The organism is Burkholderia sp. HI2714 (genome assembly GCF_002223085.1).
GTDB lineage: Bacteria > Pseudomonadota > Gammaproteobacteria > Burkholderiales > Burkholderiaceae > Burkholderia > Burkholderia lata_D.
The window spans coordinates 83,033-102,163 of record NZ_NKFM01000035.1 but is presented as its reverse complement, the minus strand read 5'-3'; the positions used below and the strand labels follow the sequence as shown (position 1 = coordinate 102,163).

The 19,131-nt window shown below is 66.6% G+C and carries 16 protein-coding genes; 3 read left to right on the top strand and 13 right to left on the bottom strand.

Translation table 11 applies throughout. The annotated features are described in order from the left end of the window. Window positions 1–2: 2 nt before the first annotated feature. Window positions 3–1,235 carry a diaminopropionate ammonia-lyase gene (locus CFB82_RS18420; RefSeq protein ID WP_089484766.1) on the bottom strand — a complete coding sequence of 411 codons (1,233 nt, stop codon included), beginning with the start codon at window positions 1,233–1,235 and terminating at the stop codon, window positions 3–5. A gap of 158 nt (window positions 1,236–1,393) precedes the next feature. On the opposite strand from CFB82_RS18420, the gene CFB82_RS18415 reads away from it, so the two are divergent. Next, window positions 1,394–1,870 (top strand): Lrp/AsnC family transcriptional regulator, encoded by a 477-nt coding sequence (locus CFB82_RS18415; protein WP_039340400.1) that lies wholly within the window; start codon window positions 1,394–1,396, stop codon window positions 1,868–1,870. A 71-nt stretch (window positions 1,871–1,941) separates the two neighbouring features. Here the strand turns inward: CFB82_RS18415 and CFB82_RS18410 are convergent, their stop codons facing one another. The 7 genes from CFB82_RS18410 to CFB82_RS18380 all read right to left on the bottom strand — a co-directional run bounded on the left by CFB82_RS18410 (window position 1,942) and on the right by CFB82_RS18380 (window position 11,315). Then, window positions 1,942–3,666 (bottom strand): tannase/feruloyl esterase family alpha/beta hydrolase, encoded by a 1,725-nt coding sequence (locus tag CFB82_RS18410; protein WP_083266189.1) that lies wholly within the window; start codon window positions 3,664–3,666, stop codon window positions 1,942–1,944. Window positions 3,667–3,699: 33 nt separating this feature from the next. After that, window positions 3,700–4,848: a porin gene (locus tag CFB82_RS18405; protein ID WP_069252762.1), complete on the bottom strand. Its 1,149-nt coding sequence runs from the start codon at window positions 4,846–4,848 to the stop codon at window positions 3,700–3,702. A 64-nt stretch (window positions 4,849–4,912) separates the two neighbouring features. Continuing rightward, window positions 4,913–6,118: a 3-(3-hydroxy-phenyl)propionate transporter MhpT gene (gene mhpT / locus CFB82_RS18400; RefSeq protein ID WP_069252763.1), complete on the bottom strand. Its 1,206-nt coding sequence runs from the start codon at window positions 6,116–6,118 to the stop codon at window positions 4,913–4,915. Window positions 6,119–6,318: 200 nt separating this feature from the next. Then, the gene (locus CFB82_RS18395; RefSeq protein ID WP_069252764.1) at window positions 6,319–8,226 is read right to left on the bottom strand and encodes a feruloyl-CoA synthase; all 1,908 of its coding nucleotides are present in this window, start codon (window positions 8,224–8,226) and stop codon (window positions 6,319–6,321) included. Further along, window positions 8,223–9,671, bottom strand: a complete 1,449-nt coding sequence (locus CFB82_RS18390) for an aldehyde dehydrogenase (RefSeq protein ID WP_069252765.1) — start codon at window positions 9,669–9,671, stop codon at window positions 8,223–8,225. Before CFB82_RS18390 ends, CFB82_RS18395 begins: the two co-directional genes overlap by 4 nt. Window positions 9,672–9,742: 71 nt before the next feature. Next, complete coding sequence (locus tag CFB82_RS18385) at window positions 9,743–10,573, bottom strand: p-hydroxycinnamoyl CoA hydratase/lyase (RefSeq protein ID WP_069252766.1); 831 nt, start codon at window positions 10,571–10,573, stop codon at window positions 9,743–9,745. Between the two features lie 235 nt (window positions 10,574–10,808). Continuing rightward, window positions 10,809–11,315 (bottom strand): MarR family winged helix-turn-helix transcriptional regulator, encoded by a 507-nt coding sequence (locus CFB82_RS18380; RefSeq protein WP_069252767.1) that lies wholly within the window; start codon window positions 11,313–11,315, stop codon window positions 10,809–10,811. Between the two features lie 335 nt (window positions 11,316–11,650). On the opposite strand from CFB82_RS18380, the gene CFB82_RS18375 reads away from it, so the two are divergent. Together CFB82_RS18375 and CFB82_RS42240 are read left to right on the top strand one after the other, a co-directional pair. Continuing rightward, window positions 11,651–12,865, top strand: a complete 1,215-nt coding sequence (locus CFB82_RS18375; RefSeq protein ID WP_179255415.1) for a DUF6402 family protein — start codon at window positions 11,651–11,653, stop codon at window positions 12,863–12,865. After that, window positions 12,832–13,236 carry a hypothetical protein gene (locus CFB82_RS42240; RefSeq protein ID WP_143750929.1) on the top strand — a complete coding sequence of 135 codons (405 nt, stop codon included), beginning with the start codon at window positions 12,832–12,834 and terminating at the stop codon, window positions 13,234–13,236. The genes CFB82_RS18375 and CFB82_RS42240 overlap by 34 nt, the downstream gene beginning before the upstream one ends. Before the next feature lie 277 nt (window positions 13,237–13,513). Here CFB82_RS42240 and CFB82_RS18370 read toward each other — a convergent pair whose 3' ends face one another. From CFB82_RS18370 to CFB82_RS18350, 5 genes are all read right to left on the bottom strand, one after another. Next, a complete protein-coding gene (locus tag CFB82_RS18370; RefSeq protein WP_089484764.1) occupies window positions 13,514–14,413 on the bottom strand; it encodes an SMP-30/gluconolactonase/LRE family protein in 900 nt (299 codons plus the stop codon). Between the two features lie 50 nt (window positions 14,414–14,463). After that, entirely contained in the window at window positions 14,464–15,483 is a 1,020-nt protein-coding gene (araH, locus tag CFB82_RS18365) for an L-arabinose ABC transporter permease AraH (RefSeq protein WP_069252769.1), read from the bottom strand. A gap of 32 nt (window positions 15,484–15,515) precedes the next feature. Continuing rightward, window positions 15,516–17,078 carry an L-arabinose ABC transporter ATP-binding protein AraG gene (gene araG, locus CFB82_RS18360; RefSeq protein ID WP_069252770.1) on the bottom strand — a complete coding sequence of 521 codons (1,563 nt, stop codon included), beginning with the start codon at window positions 17,076–17,078 and terminating at the stop codon, window positions 15,516–15,518. Window positions 17,079–17,098: 20 nt separating this feature from the next. After that, the gene (locus CFB82_RS18355; RefSeq protein WP_039340378.1) at window positions 17,099–18,103 is read right to left on the bottom strand and encodes an arabinose ABC transporter substrate-binding protein; all 1,005 of its coding nucleotides are present in this window, start codon (window positions 18,101–18,103) and stop codon (window positions 17,099–17,101) included. A gap of 85 nt (window positions 18,104–18,188) precedes the next feature. Continuing rightward, window positions 18,189–19,118, bottom strand: a complete 930-nt coding sequence (locus tag CFB82_RS18350) for a Gfo/Idh/MocA family protein (RefSeq protein ID WP_069252771.1) — start codon at window positions 19,116–19,118, stop codon at window positions 18,189–18,191. Window positions 19,119–19,131 lie beyond the last annotated feature (13 nt).

The window sequence follows — 19,131 nt, the reverse complement described above, 5'->3', positions numbered from 1 at the left end:
GTTCAGGCCGCCACTGCCGCGCGGTCCAGCCAGGCGCGCTGCCGCGCGAGCACGGCGTCGGCCGTCTCGCCGACGCAGTTCCGGTACACGGACGGCGCCGTCGCGCCTTCCGTATTGATCGCCAGCACGCGCGAATGCGCATCGAGCCCCACCTGCCGCGCGAGCGCAGGGTCGCGCATCAGCACGTCGAGCCCCGCGACGCCGGCCGCACCCGATTCGCCGGCCACGAGCGGCACGTCGCGGTCGCTGCCGGCCGCGAGGCCGCGCATCGCCTGCACCGCGTCTTCATCGTCGATCAGCATGAAGTAGTCGATGCACATCTCGAGGAAATCCCACGCAAGCGGCGACGCCTCGCCGCACGCGAGCCCCGCCATCACGGAATCGACGCTGCCGGTCGCCCTGGACGCGCGCCCCGCGAGCGCACTCTGGTACAGGCAGTCGGCCTGGCGCGGCTCGACGACGATGAAATGCGGCCGCTGCACGCCGTCGCGCTCCCACAGGTAACTCGCGACACCCGCGGCGAGGCCGCCCACGCCGCCCTGCAGCAGCACGTGCGTGAACGGCCGCCCGTCGTCCTGCGCCGCCTGCGCGGCGGCCTCGGCGGCGATCACGCCATAGCCCTGCATCACGTCGCGCGGAATCGTTTCGTAGCCGTCGTACGACGTATCCGACACGACATACCAGCCGTTCGCCTGCGCAAGCTGCGCCGCGCAGACAACCGACTCGTCGTAGTTCCCCTCGATGCGCACGATCCGCGCGCCGTACGCGGAGATCGCCCGTTCGCGCTCGGCGTCGACGTTCGCGTGCAGCACGATCACGCACCCGCAGCCGATCGCGCGCGCGGCGGCGGCAAGCGCGCGGCCGTGATTGCCGTCGGTCGCGCTGATCACCGTCAGGTCGGCCAGCTCCGCCGCGTAGCGGCCGGTGACGATCCCTTGCGGATCGAGATCCTGCATGCGTCGCAGGCGCTTCACGAGCCGCACCAGCGCGATCGGCGCGCCGAGCGCCTTGAAGCTGCCGAGCGGCGAGCGGCACGACTCGTCCTTCACGCTGACGCTCGCGACGCCGAGCCGCGCGGCAAGATCCGGCAGCACGCGCAGCGGCGTGCGCGCGTGGCCGACGAGCGGCCAGTGCGACAGCCACGCGCCGCTTTCGTCGGCCGATGCGATGTTCATCACGCGGCGCAGCGCGTGGGGATAGGCGGTGCGCGAGGCGCGGGGGTTGGCGATCAGCATGGCGGGCAGCACTCCGTGAGTCGGTTCGGGTCGGGCGCGCACGGGTTGCACGCGCCGCCGGTTCGAAAAATAATATTGCGCATGCGGGTCAATAAAATCGCCAAATCGGCGGCCGCCACGCAAAAATTTCTCATTCTTCCGAGGCTTCACGCGCCATCATGACCACCCCACTCGATGCGTTCGATCGCAAGCTGCTGATGGAAATCCAGCGCGACGCGCAGACGCCGCAAAGCGAGCTCGGCGCGCGCGTCAACCTGTCGACCGCGGCCGTGAACCGGCGCCTGAAGCGTCTCGCGGACGACGGCGTGATCGAGCGCTACACGGCCGTCGTTGCGCCGGACAAGGTCGATCACCCGCTGACGATCGTCGTCAACGTCGAGGTCGAAAGCGAGCAGATCGACCAGCTCGACGCGATGAAGCGCACCTTCGAGCGCTGCCCGCAGATCCAGCAGTGCTACTACGTGACGGGGGAGTGGGATTTCGTGCTGATCCTGGCCGTGCGCAACATGGATCAGTACAACGCGCTCACGCGTGAGCTGTTCTTCGCGAACAACAACGTGAAGCGGTTCAAGACGCTGGTGAGCATGAGCCGCGTGAAGGTCGGGCTCGAGGTGCCGGTCGAACCGGGCGAGTGAGTGAGCGGTTGCACACATGAGGCGACCGGCGCGCGCTTGCATGCGCCGGTCACCTCCCATCGACGGCTACGTCAGCGGCAGCTGAAGCTCGCCGCCGAATTCAGGTCACCCGAGCCGTTGTAGCGCGCGACCTGCGGATACGGGCACAGCGGCCGCGTGCGCCCCGCGCCCCATGACGCGGGCACGTCCGCATTCGGCACCGCGTTCGTCGCATCGCGCGCGGTGGCGACGACCGCCGCGGGCGCCTGCCCCTGTTCGACCCACGCAACGAGCGGCGTCAGCAGGTCGAACTGGTCGGCGGCCGGCCCGCCCGAGCAGTGGTTCATTCCCGGCACCGGATAGAAGCGTGCAAAGCTCGACGCATCGCCGCCGTTCGCCTGCGCGACTTGCGCGTACCAGTCGCGCGTGTCGTTGAACGAGAACACCGGGTCGCCCGTGCCGTGATAGACGAGCAGCTTCGCGCCGCGCGACTTCAGCGCGGACAGGTTGGTCTCGTCGGGCGGCGTCATGAACGACCACGACGATTGCGTGTAAGTGCTGTTCGTCGCAAAGATCGCCGGCGCGTCGTTGTCCATGTCGAAGCCGAGCGCGAAACCGGGCAGGTTCGCGAGCGCCGCGGCGGTCTTCGGCGGCGTCATGAACGTGAACGCCATCGCGGCCGGGTCGAGCACGACGGAATTCGACTGCTTCCACGCGGCCCAGCCAGGGCCCGACACGCCCGGATCGTACGGAAAGCTCGCGTACAGCGCCGTGCCCGCGCTGTTGCGTGCGCCGGTGAACACGTTCTCCAGCGCGGTTTTCTGCGCGGGTGTCAGGCACGATCCTGTCCGCGTGCCGTTCGCGCAGGTCGGGATGTCCGCGTCGACGCTGAAGTGCGCCTGGCACGCGGCGACGTCCTGCACCATCCCGTCGGCCGCGCCGTCGAGCGCATCGCATTTCTCGAGAATCTTCGCGCCGACGAACTGCCGCTCCGCATCGTTGAAGCCGCTGCGGATATCCGGCAACCCGTTCGTGCCAGTGGCCGACGCGATCTTCGCGAACTGCTGCGCGCCATACATCTCGCCGATCGCTGCCTTCGGCAGATGGAAGCCCGGATCGCCCGCGATGATGCCGTCGTAGTCGGCCGGGTTGCGCACCGCCGTGACCATCGCATGACGGCCGCCGTTCGAGCAGCCGCCGAAATAGCTGCGGTCGGGCGCCTTGCCGTACGCGAGCCGGATCACCTGCTTCGCCATCGGCGTCAGCGCATCGACCGCGCCGTAGCCGTAGTCGATGCGCGCCTGCGGATCGAGGCCGAACAGCGGGTTCTGCGCGGCGCTGTGCCCGGAATCCGAGCTGATCACCGCGAAGCCCTGGTTCAGTGCGTCGGTCAGCGGCCCGCCGCCGCCGATCTCGCCGGTCGCCGTCACGACGTTGCCATCGAGCCCGCCGTTCGCCTGGTAGAAGAAGCGGCCGTTCCACGCCTTCGGCAAGCGCATCTCGAAGCCGATCGCATAGGTCTTGCCGTCGACCGTGCTCACGCGCTCGTTCATCTTCCCTTCGATCACGCAATGCTCGGCGATTGGTTTGCCCGCCACCGTGAGTGCGCCCGCGGCCGCGGTCGTCACCGACGTGAACGACGTGTTCGCATACGCGAGCTTCGCGGCGAGCGCGTCGCACGTCTGCGCCATCGCGGCCGGTGTCGCGGCGCTCAGATGCGTGGGCGCGGCGCTGATCGAATCGTCGCCGCCGCAACCGGCGAGCAGGGCGGCGGCGGACAGCGGCGCAATACAGAGGAATGCAGATTTCCTGTTCAAGATAACTCCCGTTCGGTTCGTCACGCCGGTGAATCAGAACATGTGCCGCACGCCGACCATCGCGCCGAGCTGCCCCATCCCCGCGCCGGGCGTCGTGCCGGGCCCGCCGCCGCTGACCGAGTAGCGCGCATGCGCGCTGTTCCACAGATACGACGATTGCGCATAGACGGCCGTGCGCTTGGTCAGCAGATAGGTCGCGCGCAGCGTGGCCATCGTCGCGCGCGTGTCGTGCGCGCTGTTGACGATCCGGTAGCCTTCGCCGTCGACGATGAAATCCGGCTTCACCGCATACGACGCGCCGACGAAGAACAGGTCCGAATGCGCGCCCGCCGCGGCCGGCGAACCGGTCGACACGCGCCGCCCGATCCAGCCCGCGCCGATCTTCGCGCCGGCCGCCTGCGCATATGCGCTCACGTGCGTGCGCGCGTCCTTGCCGCCGCTGCTGGTGAAGGGGACGGGCGCCACGCCGTCAAAGAAGTTCGCGGCCGCGCCGGTGCCGCCGCGCTGTTCCTCGTACGAGGCCGCCGCACCGAAATACGCGCTGTCGTACTTGAGCATCACCGACCAGTTGCGACACTGGACGGCGTCGCCCGGCACCTGCCCCGCGCACGTGCCCTGCCCCGGCGAGTTGCCGGTGCCCGCGCCGTCGCGGCCGAACGAATACGCGGCGCCGAACGTCACGCCGCGATACGCGCCGACGTAGGTCACCGCGTTGTCGGCGCGGCCGTTCGGCACGTACGCGTCGAACGAGCCGAGCCCGTAGATGTCGGGGCCGATGATGTCCGCGCCCTGCAGCGCGAGATAGGTCATCGTGTACTGGCGGCCGAACGCAAGCGTGCCGAAGCCGCTCTTCAGCCCGACGAACGCCTGGCGCCCGAACAGCCGGCCGCCCTGCCCGAGATCGCCGCCGCGCACGTTGAAGCCGCTTTCGAGCGTGAACACCGCCTGATAGCCGCCGCCGAGATCCTCGGTGCCGCGCAGCCCCCAGCGCGACGGCAGCTCGCCCGTCACGCCCGGCATCCGCACGACGTGGTCGCCTGCCGCGTTCGCGTGCGACACGTATTCGACGCCCGTATCGATGATCCCGTATAGCGTCACGCTCGACTGCGCGTGCGCGCCGGGCGCGGCGAGTGCGCAGCACGCGCCGGCGGCCAGCAGGCCGTTCCTGGTTTTCGTCTTCATTGCGTTGCGTCTCCAGACCTTGAGTAAGCGCGCTCTGACGGCGCGCATTGATAAAAACGAACCATCAGTCGCCGGCTTGCGGGCGGCGAATCAGCACGAATGCAGCGAAGGCCGCGACGAGCGTGACGGGGATGCTCGCGCCGATCACGACCGGCGCGCTGCGGCCCGCGGCCAGCAGCGTCGCGGCCGCGAGCGGCCCGACGACGGAACCGAGCCGGCCGACCGCCACCGCCGCGCCGACGCCGGTACCGCGCATCGCGGTCGGGTAATAGATCGCCGCGAGCGCGTACAGCACCGACTGCCCGCCGACGACGAACATCCCCGCCGCGAACGCGGCCGCCGCGAGCGACGCGAAACCGGGCGCGGCCGCGAGCGCGGCGAGCGACAGCACGATCCCGACATACATGCCGCCCACCACGCGCGACGCGCGCATCCGGTCGAGCGCCGCGCCGATGCCGAGCGCGCCGAGGCCCGCGCCGACGTTGAACGCGATCTGCACGAGGCCGACGTGCGCGCGGTCGAGCCCGCGCGAGGCCATCAGCGACGGCAGCCAGTTCAGCAGGAAGTAGAGGACGATCAGCGTGCAGAAGTAGCTGACCCACAGCGCGACCGTCGACGTGGTGCGGCCGTCGCCGAACAGCGTGCGTGCGACGCTGGACCGCGCGGCCTGCGTGCCCGCTACGTCGAGATACGCACGCGATTCCGGCAGGAACCACACGAGCAACGGCACGAGCAGCAACGGCCCCACGCCGCCGACGTAGAAGATGTGCCGCCATTCGGTGTCGCCCGCGAGCAGCACGCCGATCACCGACGCGATCACGCCGCCGAACGGGATCCCGCAGTACATCGTCGCCACCGCGCTGCTGCGCGAGCGCGGCTCGACCGCTTCGGACGACAGCGCGATCAGGTTCGGCATCGCGCCGCCGAGGCCGATGCCGGTCAGCACGCGCACGACGACGAGCATCGCGAACGTCGATACCTGCGCGGTCGCGATCGACAGCAGCCCGAACAGCACGACCGATGCGATCAGCACGCGCTTGCGGCCGATCCGGTCGGCGAGCCGACCGCCGAGCATCGCGCCCGGCAGCAGCCCGAAGGTGCCCGCGCTGAACGCGATGCCCATCTGCGATACGGACAGCCCGAATTCGCGCGCCATGCGCGGCGCGGCGACGCCGACCGACTGCAGGTCGAGCCCTTCGAGGAGTGCGATCGCGAAACACAGCGCGAGCGTGGTCGCGACCGTGGATTTTTCCGCAACGTAGGTGTTCATCGTGTCTCCAGTCCCATGTCTTGTAATCGGTCGGCCATGCAACGGCCGCCGCGCGCCGCCGCCGGCCAGTGACGGGGCGGCGCGCGAGGTGTCGTCCGAACGGTCGCGTTTATCAGGCAACCTGATTAACTGACCGCGACAATGCCTGCCGGTATCGTGGCCGGCCGGTCGTTGTGCGTGTTTGCTTCGTTTGTTGCCGCTTACGCGTAAATCACGTCAGGATCGCGCCGCGCCGGGTCGTACAGCGCGTCGATCGTCGCCGCGCGATGCTTCTGCACGGCCGCCTGGTTCAGCGAACCCTTGTCGGTCACTTCGCCGAGATCGAGCGACGGCGGCGTGTCGATCAGCCGGACTCGCGCGACGAACGTCGAACCGCCGCTCGCGTTCCGGTTCAGCGCGGCCAGCCATGCGGCGAACGCCGCGCGCACCGTCGGCGCGCGCAGCACGTCGGCCACGGACGCATCGGCAGCAAGCCCCGCCAGCACACGGCAGGCATCGACGCGCGGAAACACCAGCAAGCCGATGTCGTCGCGATTGATCCCGGTGACGACCACGTCCTGCACGTACGGTGCGCCGGTCGACACCGCGTTCGCGCGCAACGGCCCGACGCTGACGAACGTGCCGCTGCTCAGCTTGAAATCCTCGGTCAGCCGCCCGTCGAAGAGCAGCCCGAGTTCCGGCCGCTCGGGATCGGCGAACACGCCCGCGTCGCCGCTGCGGTAATAGCCCTCTTCGTCGAACACGTCGCGCGGATCGACATCCGCGTGCCAGTAGCCGCGCATCACGTTCGGCCCCTTGAAGCGCAGTTCGTGCTTGCCGCCGCACGGCACGAGCTTCGCGTCGCAGCCGGGCGCGGGCAGCCCGATATAGCCGGCGCGCATCAGCGGCCCGGTCGTGAACAGGCACGACGGCGACGCTTCCGTCATCCCGAGGCCGGCCATGATCCGGATGCGCTCGCCGCAATGCGCTTCGGTCACGCGGTCGAGCCGGTCCCACGCGGCCTGCGACAGCCCCGCGCCGCCGAAGAAATACAGCTTCACGCGCGAGAAGAACGTCGCGCGCAACTCGGCATCGCGTTCGAGCGCGACGGTCAGCTCTTCCCAGCCTTTCGGCACGTTGAAGTAGATCGTCGGCGCGATCTCGCGCAGGTTGCGCACGGTTTCGTCGAAGCGGCCGGGCATCGGGCGGCCGTCGTCGATATACAGCGAGCCGCCGTTGTACAGCGCGATGCCGAGGTTGTGACTGCCGCCGAACGTGTGATTCCACGGCAGCCAGTCGACCAGCACCGGCGGTTCGCGCGTGAGTTCCGGCATCGTCTGGCGCAGCATCTGCTGGTTGCTGCATAGCATCCGGTGCGTGGTCGGCACGGCCTTCGGCTGCTTCGTCGAGCCGGACGTGAACAGGATCTTCGCGAGATGGTCGGGGCCGACCGCCGCGTGGATCGCGTCGATCGTGCGCGGGACGGTGGCGAGCAGGCGCGACAGCGGCACCGCGCGGCCCTTTCCGTCGGCTTCGACATCGGCATCGCGTGCGACGATCAGCGCCGCATCGGCCGGCAACGTGACGTCGAGCGCACGCGCGAACGGCGCGCGTTCGGCGACGAACACCGCACCCGGCTTCAGCACGCCGAGCGTGTGACGCAGCTTGCCGTAGTCGGTCGACACCAGCGAATACGCGGGCGAGATCGGCGAGTACGGCACGCCGGCCAGCATCGCCGCGAACATCAACTGCAGGTGTTCGAGATCGTTGCCGGACAGCACCGCGAGCGGACGCTCGGCCGACAGCCCGAGATCGACGAGGCCCTGCCCGATCGCGCGGGCGCGTTCGAGCATCTGCGCGTAGGTGATCTCGATCCAGTTCCCGTCGGCGCCGCGCCGCGCGGCCAGCACGCGGTCGGGATGCGCCTGCGCGCCCCGCACGAGGCAGTCGGTGATGCGTGTCGGGTAATCGCCGAGGGGCTCGCGGGAGCGCAGGTACCAGGTGCCGTCGTCCGCGCGGCGAATCTCGGCCGCGCCGACGGCGACAGCCGCCGCACGATAGCGCACGGCGCCCGTGTCGTTCGCCGGCCCGCTCGCGGGCTTCGATGCATTCATCGTGGCCTCGCTCATATTGGGTAATGCCGCGGCGTGGTCTGCACGGTGATCCAGCGCAGCTCGGTGAATTCGGCGATCGACGCGCGGCTGCCGAAGCGGCCGTAGCCGCTCGCCTTCGTGCCGCCGAACGGCATCTGCGCTTCGTCGTGCACGGTCGGGCCGTTGATGTGGCAGATCCCCGATTCGATCCGTCGTGCGACCGCCATCGCGCGCGCGATGTCGCGGCTGAACACACTCGCCGACAAGCCGAACTCGCTGTCGTTCGCGAGCGCGACCGCTTCGTCGTCGTTGTCCGCACGCAGGATCGCAACGACCGGCGCGAACGATTCCTCGCGATACAGGCGCATGTCGCGCGTCACGCCGTCGACGATCGCCGGCTGCATCGTCGCGCCTTCCACGCGGCACCCGAGCGGCAGCTGCGCACCCTGCGCCCGCGCGTCCTCGACGAGCGATGCCGCGCGAGCGGCAGCCGTCGCGTCGACCATCGTGCCGAGCGGATGGCCGGCCAGCGGATCACCCGCGACCAGCGTGCGGGCCTTCGCGGCGAGCCGTTCGACGAGCGCATCGGCGATCGGCCGCGCGGCGATCACGCGCTCGGTCGACATACAGATCTGCCCCTGGTTGAAGAATGCGCCGAATGCGATCGCGTCGACGGCCGCGTCGAGATCGGCATCGTCGAGCACGAGCACCGGCGCCTTGCCGCCGAGTTCGAGCAGCACCGGTTTCAGGTGGGCCGCCGCGTGGCGCGCGATGATGCGCCCGACATGCGTCGACCCGGTGAAGTTGATCCGCTTCACGTGCGGATGCGCGATCAGCCGCTCGACGAGTTCGGGTGCATCGGCCGCCGCATGCGTGATCACGTTGACCACGCCCGCGCCGAGCCCCGCTTCGTCCAGTACCGCGCCGATCAGCGCATGCACGCCGGGGCACGCTTCGGACGCCTTCAGCACGACCGTGTTGCCGCATGCGAGTGGCATCGCCAGCGCTCGCGTGCCGAGGATCACCGGCGCGTTCCACGGCGCGATGCCGAGCACGACGCCGCACGGCACGCGCATCGCGAGCGCGAGATTGCCCGGTACGTCGGACGGAATCACGTCGCCGGCGATCTGCGTCGTCATCGACGCAGCCTCGCGCAGCATGTTCGCCGCGAGCGTCACGTTGAAGCCGATCCAGCCGGGCGTCGCGCCGGTTTCGGCCACGCCGGTCGCGATGAACGCGTCGATGCGCGCGTCCATCAGGTCGGCCGCCTTGAGCAACCGGCGGCGCCGCTCGGTCGGCGCGAGCGCCGACCACGCGGGAAACGCGCGGTGCGCGGCGTCGATCGCCGCATCGGCGTCGGCAATGCCGGCCGCCGGCGCACGCGACGCGAGCGTGCCCGTCGCGGGGTTGAATCGATCGAAAGTGCGGCCGTCGCGAGCGTTGCACCACTCGCCGCCGATCAGCATTCGTCTGTCGGTCATGTCGTCTCCTGCCTTGCCTGTCTCTTGCGATTACGCCGGCGGGGAAGCCGGCGGCTGCGTCCGCGCTTGTATCAGCGCTTGTATGCCTGCAGGCCCGGCTTGATCGTCTTGTCGTCGAGGAACTGCTTCAGACCCTGCTCACGGCCGCGCTCCGGGTCACGCAGCTGCGCCTGGTCGAGCTTCGCATACAGGTAATCCTCGCACTGTTCCCACGTGAGTTCGCGCGAACGCTTGAAGCCGTGCTTCGCCGCGCGCAGCACGACCGGGTTCTTGTCCATCAGCCGCGCGGCGAGCGCGATCGTCGCTTCACGCAGTTCCGCCAGCGGCACGCTGCTGTTCACGAGGCCCATGTCGGCGGCTTCCACGCCGGTGAACGTGTCGCCGGTCATGATGTAGTGCAGCGCGCGGCGGTGCCCGACCGTGTCGGCCATCGCCTTGCTGACGAGGTTGCCGGGCGGAATGCCCCAGTTGATTTCCGACAGCCCGAACACGGCTTCGTCCGCCGCGATCGCGAGGTCGCACGCGACGAGCGGCGAGAAACCGCCGCCGAAGCACCAGCCGTTCACCATCGCGATCGTCGGCTTGTTGTACATCCGCAGGCGGCGCCACTGCCATTCCGATGCGTCGCGGCGCACTTTTTCCTGCAGCGCGTCGGAGCCGCCGTCGATCTCGCGGAAGTATTCCTTCAGGTCCATGCCGGCCGTCCACGCGGCGCCCGCGCCGGTCAGCACCAGCACCTTCGCCTCGTCGTCGAACTCGACCGCGTCGAGGACTTCCAGCATCTCCCGGTTCAGCGTCGGGCTCATTGCGTTGCGCTTCTCGGGACGATTCAGCGTGACCCACGCGATGCCGGCCTCCACGTTCACTTCAACGGTCTGCCAGCGGTTGTCGTACTTGCTCATGTCTGTTCCTGTCGTTCGTTTCCAGTGCGATTCGGTGCGCAGCATCCCTGCTGCGGACGACTTCATTTAATATCAGGCTACCTGATATTGCAAGCGGCACGAGCGCCGGTGTAAACCCGGAGCGAAACGCGGAGAAAGCGGCGGGGAAATCAGGGCGCGGTCGGGCGGCCGTCGGTGGCGCGGACGAAGCGAGCGCGGGCCCGGCGGGCCCGTGTCGTGAAAATCGGGGAAGCGGTCAGCCGCGCAGGTTGCGCGAGAACAGTTCGAGCGCGCGCTGCACGTGCGCGGCGTCGTCGGCCGAGATGTCACCCAGCATGCGGGCCTCGAGCGGGCGCAGCACGGCTTCGCATTCACGCAGCATCGCCGCGCCTTCGTCGGTCAGCGTCAGCAGGATGATGCGGCCGTGCGACGGGTCGGCTTCACGCGTGACGAAGCCGCGGGCGGCCATCACGCTCATCACTTCATTCGCCGATTGCGGCGTGATCCACGAGCGCTCGGCCAGTTGCGCGTTCGACGATGCGCCGCGCGCCTCGAGCACCGACAGCGCCGTGTATTGCGCGAGCGTGATGCCAAGCGGTGCGAGCGCGTCGGTCATGTGGCGGCGCAGCAGCCGGTCGAGACCGCCGATCACGTAGGTCAAGCGCTGCTGCACGCGCGCCTTCGGCTTGTTGCCCGCGGCGCGGGCGGCGGCGTTCTTCGCGGCGGGTTTCGAACGGGCGGGCTTGGTCGGGGTGGAACTCATGGCGTGTGCCGGATGGAATTGCGGGCCATCTTACCAGCAGGTGGGGGGACGAACGCATAGTCGCGACATCACACTCAGCGTACCTCCATGCTCTCGGTTGCCTCGTATAAGTACGAAATTATCGATCGGCACACTAATTAAATTACCAAAAACAATCGATTCTCATCTTGAAAATGGTTCGTCACTTCGCGATGGGGTAAAAGAACAGCTTCATTCCAATCCTCACTGGGTGGAGTGACTGCGATACTGGAACCAACAAGGGTTAACGAGACGAGAGTTTTGTTAATTACTAAACATTCCAAAATATACGATTAATCTGTTAGCGAAACCTAGTTATGGCTGACGTAAAAAAGATTCCTTACTATAGACCGCAAAAAGGGTTGCTAGGGCCAGAGTTGAAAAAGTACGAGGGCGCACAAGGATGCATCCCGCTTGAGACTCAAAAAACTGTATCAATCGACAGACTAGCTCCGGGCGAAAAACCGCCGCCTCCCCCTCCCCAGCGACCAAAGCCGGCAGGGGATCCACCCAAAATTCAGAAGCAAGCAGAAGCACCACAGCCGAAGACCAAAGAACTATCAAAGCAAGACGAGGCCGAAGTTTGCGAGAATCCCCCGCCTTTTGATTTGCAAGATGTAACTATTGCAATGGACAACTTGGGCTGGAAAGTATCCGCCAAACTCGCACGCGCTTGGTTTGCGAGTTCTGAGCATACTTACAATGATGATGCAAAATCAATTCAACCAATAGACAACAGCAGTGTAACGCTTGACTGGACGTTGAAATTTGGAAGTGTTCGGAGGAAATATGAAAAGCTTCTTGCCGACGATATTTATCGAGACCCCGCTACAGTCGAAGCAAAAACAAAAATTCTTACAAAAATTAACAAGGTGTTCTCAGAAGACCGAGGAGCAAATCTCAATATCAATACGGCTCGATTTTTGTCTGATATCCGTCAATTCCATATCGATTGGCAATTTCAGCTTGCTTCGATCAGCAATTGGGACACGCTCGAAAATCTTACACCAACCGACCTCACGGGAGCTTTAGCGAATTTTAATATATACGCAGCCATAGGCAATCTTGAAATCTCTGGTGAAAAATATTTTAGATACGAGAAAACGAGCAATTTTTATTGCCTGAACGCCACCGCAAAAATTACGCATGTGTACGTTTACGTAAAAGACAACTACTCATTTAATGGAATTCAATATTTGGGGCATTGGAACAAGCGTGGCGTGATCATCGCACCGGGGCCTGTGATAAGTGGGGCGGCGTCTAGTTCGCCAAAGCATGCTACTGATGTGGATATCTGGGTAAAAAGCATCAACAAGCCCGTGGACACGAGAAAAAGCCTTTTCGGGAAGTTCAAAGAGCCTGACGTGTTCTATCCGGTCTACAACTCAGACTACAGTCGGTGGCGCGCCAAGCATCAAAGGGGCGGGGACTTTATGATATATTCAAAACCCGTCTATCTGAAATTGAAGAAACCTGTTGAAGTAAAACTTGGTGAAATATGCAGATTAGCGCCGTCAGAATCACTGAGCTAGCCATTCTTGCGTTTTTGCTGATTGGCTTTTCCATTAATATGACCAGGCCAAATTATGGTCGGTGTGATTTTTTTGAAAAAGAACTAAATGGAGGGAAGAAAGAATTTGGAGGTGTGGAATATTACGCAAAGTTGTGTGGTGCGAATATTCGGAATGGGCATGAAGTGAGATTTCAGCTTTTTGATGGGGCTGGAGAATTGCGCGCTCAACGCTATTTCTCATACTACGTAAATTCGGCAACTGAGCGAGAATTGGTAGATGGTGTTGGCGGGATCGTATATTACGATAGTTCAAGCAGTGATGTGATGCAGTTGCTTGCGATTCCACCTACCAAATGGGATTGGATTCGCGCCAGACTACCTTTATTTTAATTGTGGTGATTGTGTGTAAAAGAAAAGCCCCCGAACCTTCACAAGCCAGGGGCTTTCGTTTTTCTGCGTCACTTCGAGTCGTGCCGCTGCGTCGTCCACGAAGGTAGCCGCATCATTCCGCGATCATGTTTTCCGCGCGGCATTCATATCGCGGATGCGGCGCGCGTGAATTCCGCTGAGAAAGACGAGGGCTGATCAGCCTCGTTCAAGGCACATCTTTCGTACAATCCGGCTCTTTGCCTGCCAGCCGATAGAACCTGCCGTCCACACCCACCATTCATCCGGTACGTGCCCCCGCAAACCGCGCAGTCGGCAACCCCGCATAGCGCGTCTGCACAACGAACACGCCGCCGGCATCGGCATCGCTCGCCAGCGCGTCGTCGCTCAACCCGACGCGCGCGCTCGTCACGTACAACCGGCCTTCGCCATCGAGCGTCACGCAGCTCGGCTGTGCGGTCGGCACCGCGATGCGTTCCGTCTCGACGCCGTCCGCGGCGTAGCGCACCACCCGCCGGCCGCCCCACTGCGCGTTCCACAGGCCGCCGTCGCGGTCCATCGTCGAGCCGTCCGGGTCGCCGTCCGCATCGGTCAGCCGCACGAACGGCCGCACGCCGGCCACACCGGCGCGGCCGTAATCGCACACGAGGATTTCACGCACGAGCGAATCGCAGAAATACATCCTCGACCCGTCCGGTGAAAACGCGATGCTGTTCGCGATCGCGGCCGGCGGCAACGCGAGCCGCTCCAGCGTGAGATCGGCATTGAGCCGATAGAACCCGCCGACCGCTTGCGGCGGCTCGCTGCCTTCGTCCTTCATCCCGAACACGAACGCGCCGGAACCGTCGCAGCGCCCGTCATTCAGCCGCGTCGGCAGCTCCGGCTCGACGTCGACGATCCGCGTGAACGCGCCGCTGTGCAGGTCGAAGAACGCGAGATGCGTCGCGAGCCCGACGAGCAGCACGTCCGGGTCGTCGGTCAGCGCGAAGCACGCGAGCCGTTCGGGCATCGCCCAATGCGCGAGATCGGAACCGTCCGCGCGGCAGCGCCACAGCTGCGCGCCTTCGATGTCGACCCAGTACAGCGCGTGCGTCCTGTCGCACCACGTCGCGCCTTCGCCGAGCGTGTTGCGGCTGTCGGCCAACAGCGTCGCCGACGCGGCCGGATGAGTCTGTTGCATGCCGTCTCCCGATATTCATCGTCTATGCAGTCGGCCGCGCGTGGTCGAAATCAGATCCTCATCGCGCGCCGCTGGTTGCGACGATACTGGTCGAACAGCACCGCGAGCAACAGAATTCCGCCGCGTATCAGATATTGGTAAAACGTCGGCACGTTCAGCAGGCTCATCGCGTCCTGCACGGAGCCCATGATCAGCACGCCGACCAGCACGCCGGAGATCGTCGCGACGCCGCCCGTCAGCGACACGCCGCCGAGCACGCATGCGGAAATCACGCCGAGCTCGAGGCCGACCGATGTCTTCGGGTCGCCGAGGCTCATCCGCGACGCGAGCATCACGCCGGCAAAACCGGTCACGAGCCCCTGCAGCACGAACACGGTGATCTTGATGCGCATCACCGGCAGCCCCGCAAGCAGCGCGGCCTCGCCGTTGCCGCCCACGGCGAGCACGTTCTTGCCGAACACCGTCTTGCGCAGCAGGAAGCCGAACACGACGAAGCCGACGATGTTGCTCCAGATCGGATACGAGATGCCGAGGAACGAGCCGCCGCCGAGATCGAAGAAGCGTTCCTCGGAGATCATCACCGCGTCGCCGTTCGACGTGATGAAGGCGAGCCCGCGCACGACTTCCATCATCGCGAGCGTGACGATCAGCGAGTTGATCCGCCAGCGCGCGATCAGCACGCCGTTGACGAGCCCGACCGCACCGCCCGCCAGCACGCCGCCCGCGATGCCGAGCACGACGCTGTGCGTCGCGGTGATCAGCGTCGACGCGACGACGCCCGAGAACGCGACGATCGACGCGACCGACAGGTCGACTTCGCCGAGCGCGAGCACGAACATCATCGTCACCGCGATCGAGCCGATCAGCGTGACCGACAGCAGCAGGCCCTGGATGTTGCGCGGCGTGAGGAAGTCCGGCACGGTCAGCGACAGCGTCGCGAACAGCACGAGAAACACCATCACGATGCCGGAGCGGTTGATCAGCTGCCACATGCCGCCGCGCGCTCGCGCGGGTGCGACGGCGGCATCGGGGGACGGGGAAGTGCGTTGGGGTTGCATTGCCTGGCTCATTTCGTTTGCATCCGGTTGATCGTTGCGGGGCGCTAGCGCGGCAGCGCGAGCTTGATCAGCGCGTCGGGCGTCGCCTGCGCCTTCGCGACCTCGCCCGCGATCCGCCCTTCCTTCATCACGATGATCCGGTCCGACACGCCGATCACCTCGGCCAGGTCGCTCGACACGAGGATCACCGTGCGGCCCGCTTCCGCGAGTTCGTAGAACAGGTTGTAGATTTCCGCGCGCGCGCCGACGTCGATGCCGCGCGTCGGCTCGTCCATCAGGAACACGTCGATGCGCTCGGCCAGCCAGCGCGCGAGCACGACCTTCTGCTGGTTGCCGCCGGACAGCGCGCCGATCGGCGTGTCGCCGTCGCGGGTCTTGATCGCGAGCCGCTCGATGTAGCGCTGCGCGAGTTCGCGTTCGCGCCGCCCGTCGAGCAGCACCCGCGCCGGGCTGAAATGCCGGCGCGCGCTGATGTTCAAGTTGTCGGCCACCGACGCGATCGCGACGATGCCCTCCTGCTTGCGGTCTTCCGGGCACAGCGCGAGGCCGGCGCGCACCGCGTCGCGCGGGCTGCCGAACGCCACCCGCTTCCCGTTCAGCTCGACGTGCCCCGCGCTCGGGCGCGCGGCACCGTACAGCAGCTTCATCAGCTCCGAGCGGCCCGCGCCGACGAGCCCGAAGAAGCCGACGATCTCGCCGCGCCGCGCGGTGAACGACACGGGTTCGGACAACCCGGGCCCCGCCAGCCCTTTCGCCTCGATCAGCACGTCACCGGCCGTGCGCGGCCGGTAGCCGTACACGTCCTCGATCGAGCGGCCGACCATGCAGCCGATCAACCGGTCGCGGTCGAGATCGGTCACGGAATCGAACGTGTCGATGCGGCGGCCGTCGCGGAACACCGTCACGCGGTCGCACAGTTCGTACACTTCCTCCATCCGGTGCGTGACGTAGATGATCGCGCGGCCCTCCGCGCGCAGCGCGCGGATGATCCGGAACAGCTGCGTGGTTTCGCGCGCGGACAGCGAACTCGTCGGTTCGTCGAACGCGATCACGCGCGCATCGCGCATCAGCGCCTTGCCGATCTCGATCATCTGGCGCTGGCCGATCGACAGGTACTTCACCGGAATACCCGGATCGATGTGCTCGCCGAGCCGCTCCAGCGCATCGAGCGCGCGCGCGGCAAGCGTGCGTTCGTCGACCACGCCGAGCCGGCTCGGCAATTGCCCGAGCATCAGGTTTTCGGCGACCGTCAGCTCGGGCACCAGATGCAGCTCCTGGTAGATGATCGCGATGCCGGCCTCCAGCGCCGCCCGCGTCGACGCGAAGCGCTGCTCGGTGCCGTTCAGCGTCAGCGTGCCGGCCTGCGGCTGGTTCACGCCGGACAGCACCTTCAGCAGCGTCGACTTCCCCGCGCCGTTCTCGCCCATCAGCCCGTGCACTTCGCCCGCGCGCACCGACAGCGACACGGCGTCGAGCGCGCGCACGCCCGGGAACGTCACCGTGATGCCGTCGAGCGCGAGCAGCGGGCCGCCCGGCGGCGACGCGCCGGCATCGCCGCCGGTGCCGCCATCGTTTCCGGATACGGCCGTCATCGTCTGCGTCGTCATCGCGTTCTCGCCTCGTGCGCTCAGATGCCGAGCTCGGCGCGCACGGCCTGCCAGTTCGCACGCGTCATCAGCTTGCCGCTCGTCTGCGTGTCGGCCGGCGGCGTCTTGCCGTCGCGAATCCATTCGACGAGGTTCTGCGTGCTGTCCTTGCCGTGGTTCGTCGAGCTGACGGCGATCGTCCCGTAGAAGCCGGTCGGCTCCTTCTTCTGGAATTCGGCGAACGCCTCGCCCGCGCCGTTGATGCCCACGCCGATCACGTCGGCCGCCGGGATGTGCAGCTGCTCGGTCGCGCGCACCGCGCCGAGCACGGTTTCCTCGTTCAGCGCATAGACCACCCACTTCTTCACGTTCGGATGGCGCGCGAGCACGGGCGCGGCCGCGCTGAAGCCGCCTTCGTCGTCGGTCGTCTTCTGCGGCGCGTCGAAGATGTTTTCCTTGCGGAAGCCGTTCGCGAGCAGCGCCTGCGTCGCGCCGTCGGTGCGCAGCTTCGCGGTCGGCAGCTCGTAGTTCGTGATCCGCAGCGCGCCGACTTCCTCGGGCTTCCAGCCGCGCCGCTTCATCTCGTCGGAGATGGCCTGGCCGACCTGGTTGCCGATCTTGGTCGCCGACATCCCGAGGTGCGGCACGTTCGGCAGCGGCTTGCCGGTCGAATCGACGAGCTGGTCGTCGACGGTCACGAACTTCATGTTGTAGCGCTTCGCACGCGCGGCGATCGCCGGGCCGAGGCGCACGTCCGGCGCGCAGATCACGAAGCCCTGCGCGCCCTGCGAACCGAGGTTGTCGATCGCGGCCAGCACCTTCTCGCCGTCGGGCGTACCGATCTTCACGACCGAGAAATTCTCCTTCTGGCCGAGCGCGGAGGCCGCGTTCTGCTCGTTGATGAACCAGGCCTGCTCGGGCATCTTCACCAGGAAGCCGATCTTCAGCGGCGCGTCGGCGCGCGCGGCGCCCTGCATGCCGAGCGGCGCGATGCAAAGCGCGGCCAGCAGCGCGCGCAAGGTATGTCGGCGAATCGTGCGGTTCATGTCGTGTCTCCTTTGTATCGGCTGATGCCGTGATGTGTGCCGTAATCCATCATTCGTCGCGCGCTTCGTGCGGAAGCGCGCATGTTCAGCGACCGAACGCGTCGGTCTGCACGCGCCGGCCGAACAGGAAGGCATCGGCGACGAGCCGCAGCGGCCGCACGTCGACGTCGCTTTCGCCACGCGCGATCAGCGCGTGGAAGTGCGCATACAGCGCCGGATACTCGCGCTCGGGCCCGACCTCGACCGGCTCGCCCGCGATCGACAATTGCGCGCCGCCGCGGCTGATCGCGAGCACGCCGTCGGCCGTATCGACCGCGATCTCCCATTGCTCGACCGGGCCATGCCGCCAGTCGAATTCCGCGCGCACCGGCACGCCGTCGGTATCCGCGCAATCGAGTTCGGCGGCGATCGGCGTCTGCACGTCGCTCGGCACGATGAGCGTCGCCTCGCGCAGCACGAGCTCGCGCGGCAGGATTCGCGTGACGATCGACAGCGCGTTGATGCCGGGGTCGAACACGCCGAGGCCGCCCGGTTCCCAGATCCATTGCTGCCCCGGATGCCAGCGCCGCACGTCTTCCTTCCAGCGCACCTGCACCGCGCGGATCGCGCGCGTCGCAAGCCACGCGCGGGCCGGCTCCACGGCGCTCGCGCAGCGCGAATGCCAGGTCGCGAACAGCGTGAGGCCGCGCTCGCGTGCGAGCGCCTCCAGCACGGCCACTTCGCCGAGCGTCGCACCCGGCGGCTTTTCGAGCATCACGTGCTTGCCGGCTTCGAGCGCGGCGCGCGCCTGCGCATAGCGCACCTGCGGCGGCGCGCACAGCGACACGGCGTCGAGCTCGCGCTCGGCGGCCAGCAGCGCGCGCAGATCGCGATAGTTGCGCACCCCGGTGACTTCCGCGTGACGGCTCGCGCACGCGGTCAGCCTGAAACCCGGTTCGGCGTCGATCGCCGGCAGATGCTGGTCGCGCGCAATCTTGCCGATGCCGACCACCCCCAGCGAAACCTGATCACTCATCGTGCATGCCTCC

Excerpts from the sequence above, each read along its gene's own strand:
- CFB82_RS18420 (WP_089484766.1), bottom strand. The coding sequence starts at position 1,235 with ATGCTGATCGCCAACCCCCGCGCCTCGCGCACCGCCTATCCCCACGCG.
- CFB82_RS18415 (WP_039340400.1), top strand. The coding sequence starts at position 1,394 with ATGACCACCCCACTCGATGCGTTCGATCGCAAGCTGCTGATGGAAATC.
- CFB82_RS18405 (WP_069252762.1), bottom strand. The coding sequence starts at position 4,848 with ATGAAGACGAAAACCAGGAACGGCCTGCTGGCCGCCGGCGCGTGCTGC.
- mhpT (WP_069252763.1), bottom strand. The coding sequence starts at position 6,118 with ATGAACACCTACGTTGCGGAAAAATCCACGGTCGCGACCACGCTCGCG.
- CFB82_RS18395 (WP_069252764.1), bottom strand. The coding sequence starts at position 8,226 with ATGAGCGAGGCCACGATGAATGCATCGAAGCCCGCGAGCGGGCCGGCG.
- CFB82_RS18390 (WP_069252765.1), bottom strand. The coding sequence starts at position 9,671 with ATGACCGACAGACGAATGCTGATCGGCGGCGAGTGGTGCAACGCTCGC.
- CFB82_RS18385 (WP_069252766.1), bottom strand. The coding sequence starts at position 10,573 with ATGAGCAAGTACGACAACCGCTGGCAGACCGTTGAAGTGAACGTGGAG.
- CFB82_RS18380 (WP_069252767.1), bottom strand. The coding sequence starts at position 11,315 with ATGAGTTCCACCCCGACCAAGCCCGCCCGTTCGAAACCCGCCGCGAAG.
- CFB82_RS18375 (WP_179255415.1), top strand. The coding sequence starts at position 11,651 with ATGGCTGACGTAAAAAAGATTCCTTACTATAGACCGCAAAAAGGGTTG.
- CFB82_RS42240 (WP_143750929.1), top strand. The coding sequence starts at position 12,832 with ATGCAGATTAGCGCCGTCAGAATCACTGAGCTAGCCATTCTTGCGTTT.
- CFB82_RS18370 (WP_089484764.1), bottom strand. The coding sequence starts at position 14,413 with ATGCAACAGACTCATCCGGCCGCGTCGGCGACGCTGTTGGCCGACAGC.
- araH (WP_069252769.1), bottom strand. The coding sequence starts at position 15,483 with ATGAGCCAGGCAATGCAACCCCAACGCACTTCCCCGTCCCCCGATGCC.
- araG (WP_069252770.1), bottom strand. The coding sequence starts at position 17,078 with ATGACGACGCAGACGATGACGGCCGTATCCGGAAACGATGGCGGCACC.
- CFB82_RS18355 (WP_039340378.1), bottom strand. The coding sequence starts at position 18,103 with ATGAACCGCACGATTCGCCGACATACCTTGCGCGCGCTGCTGGCCGCG.
- CFB82_RS18350 (WP_069252771.1), bottom strand. The coding sequence starts at position 19,118 with ATGAGTGATCAGGTTTCGCTGGGGGTGGTCGGCATCGGCAAGATTGCG.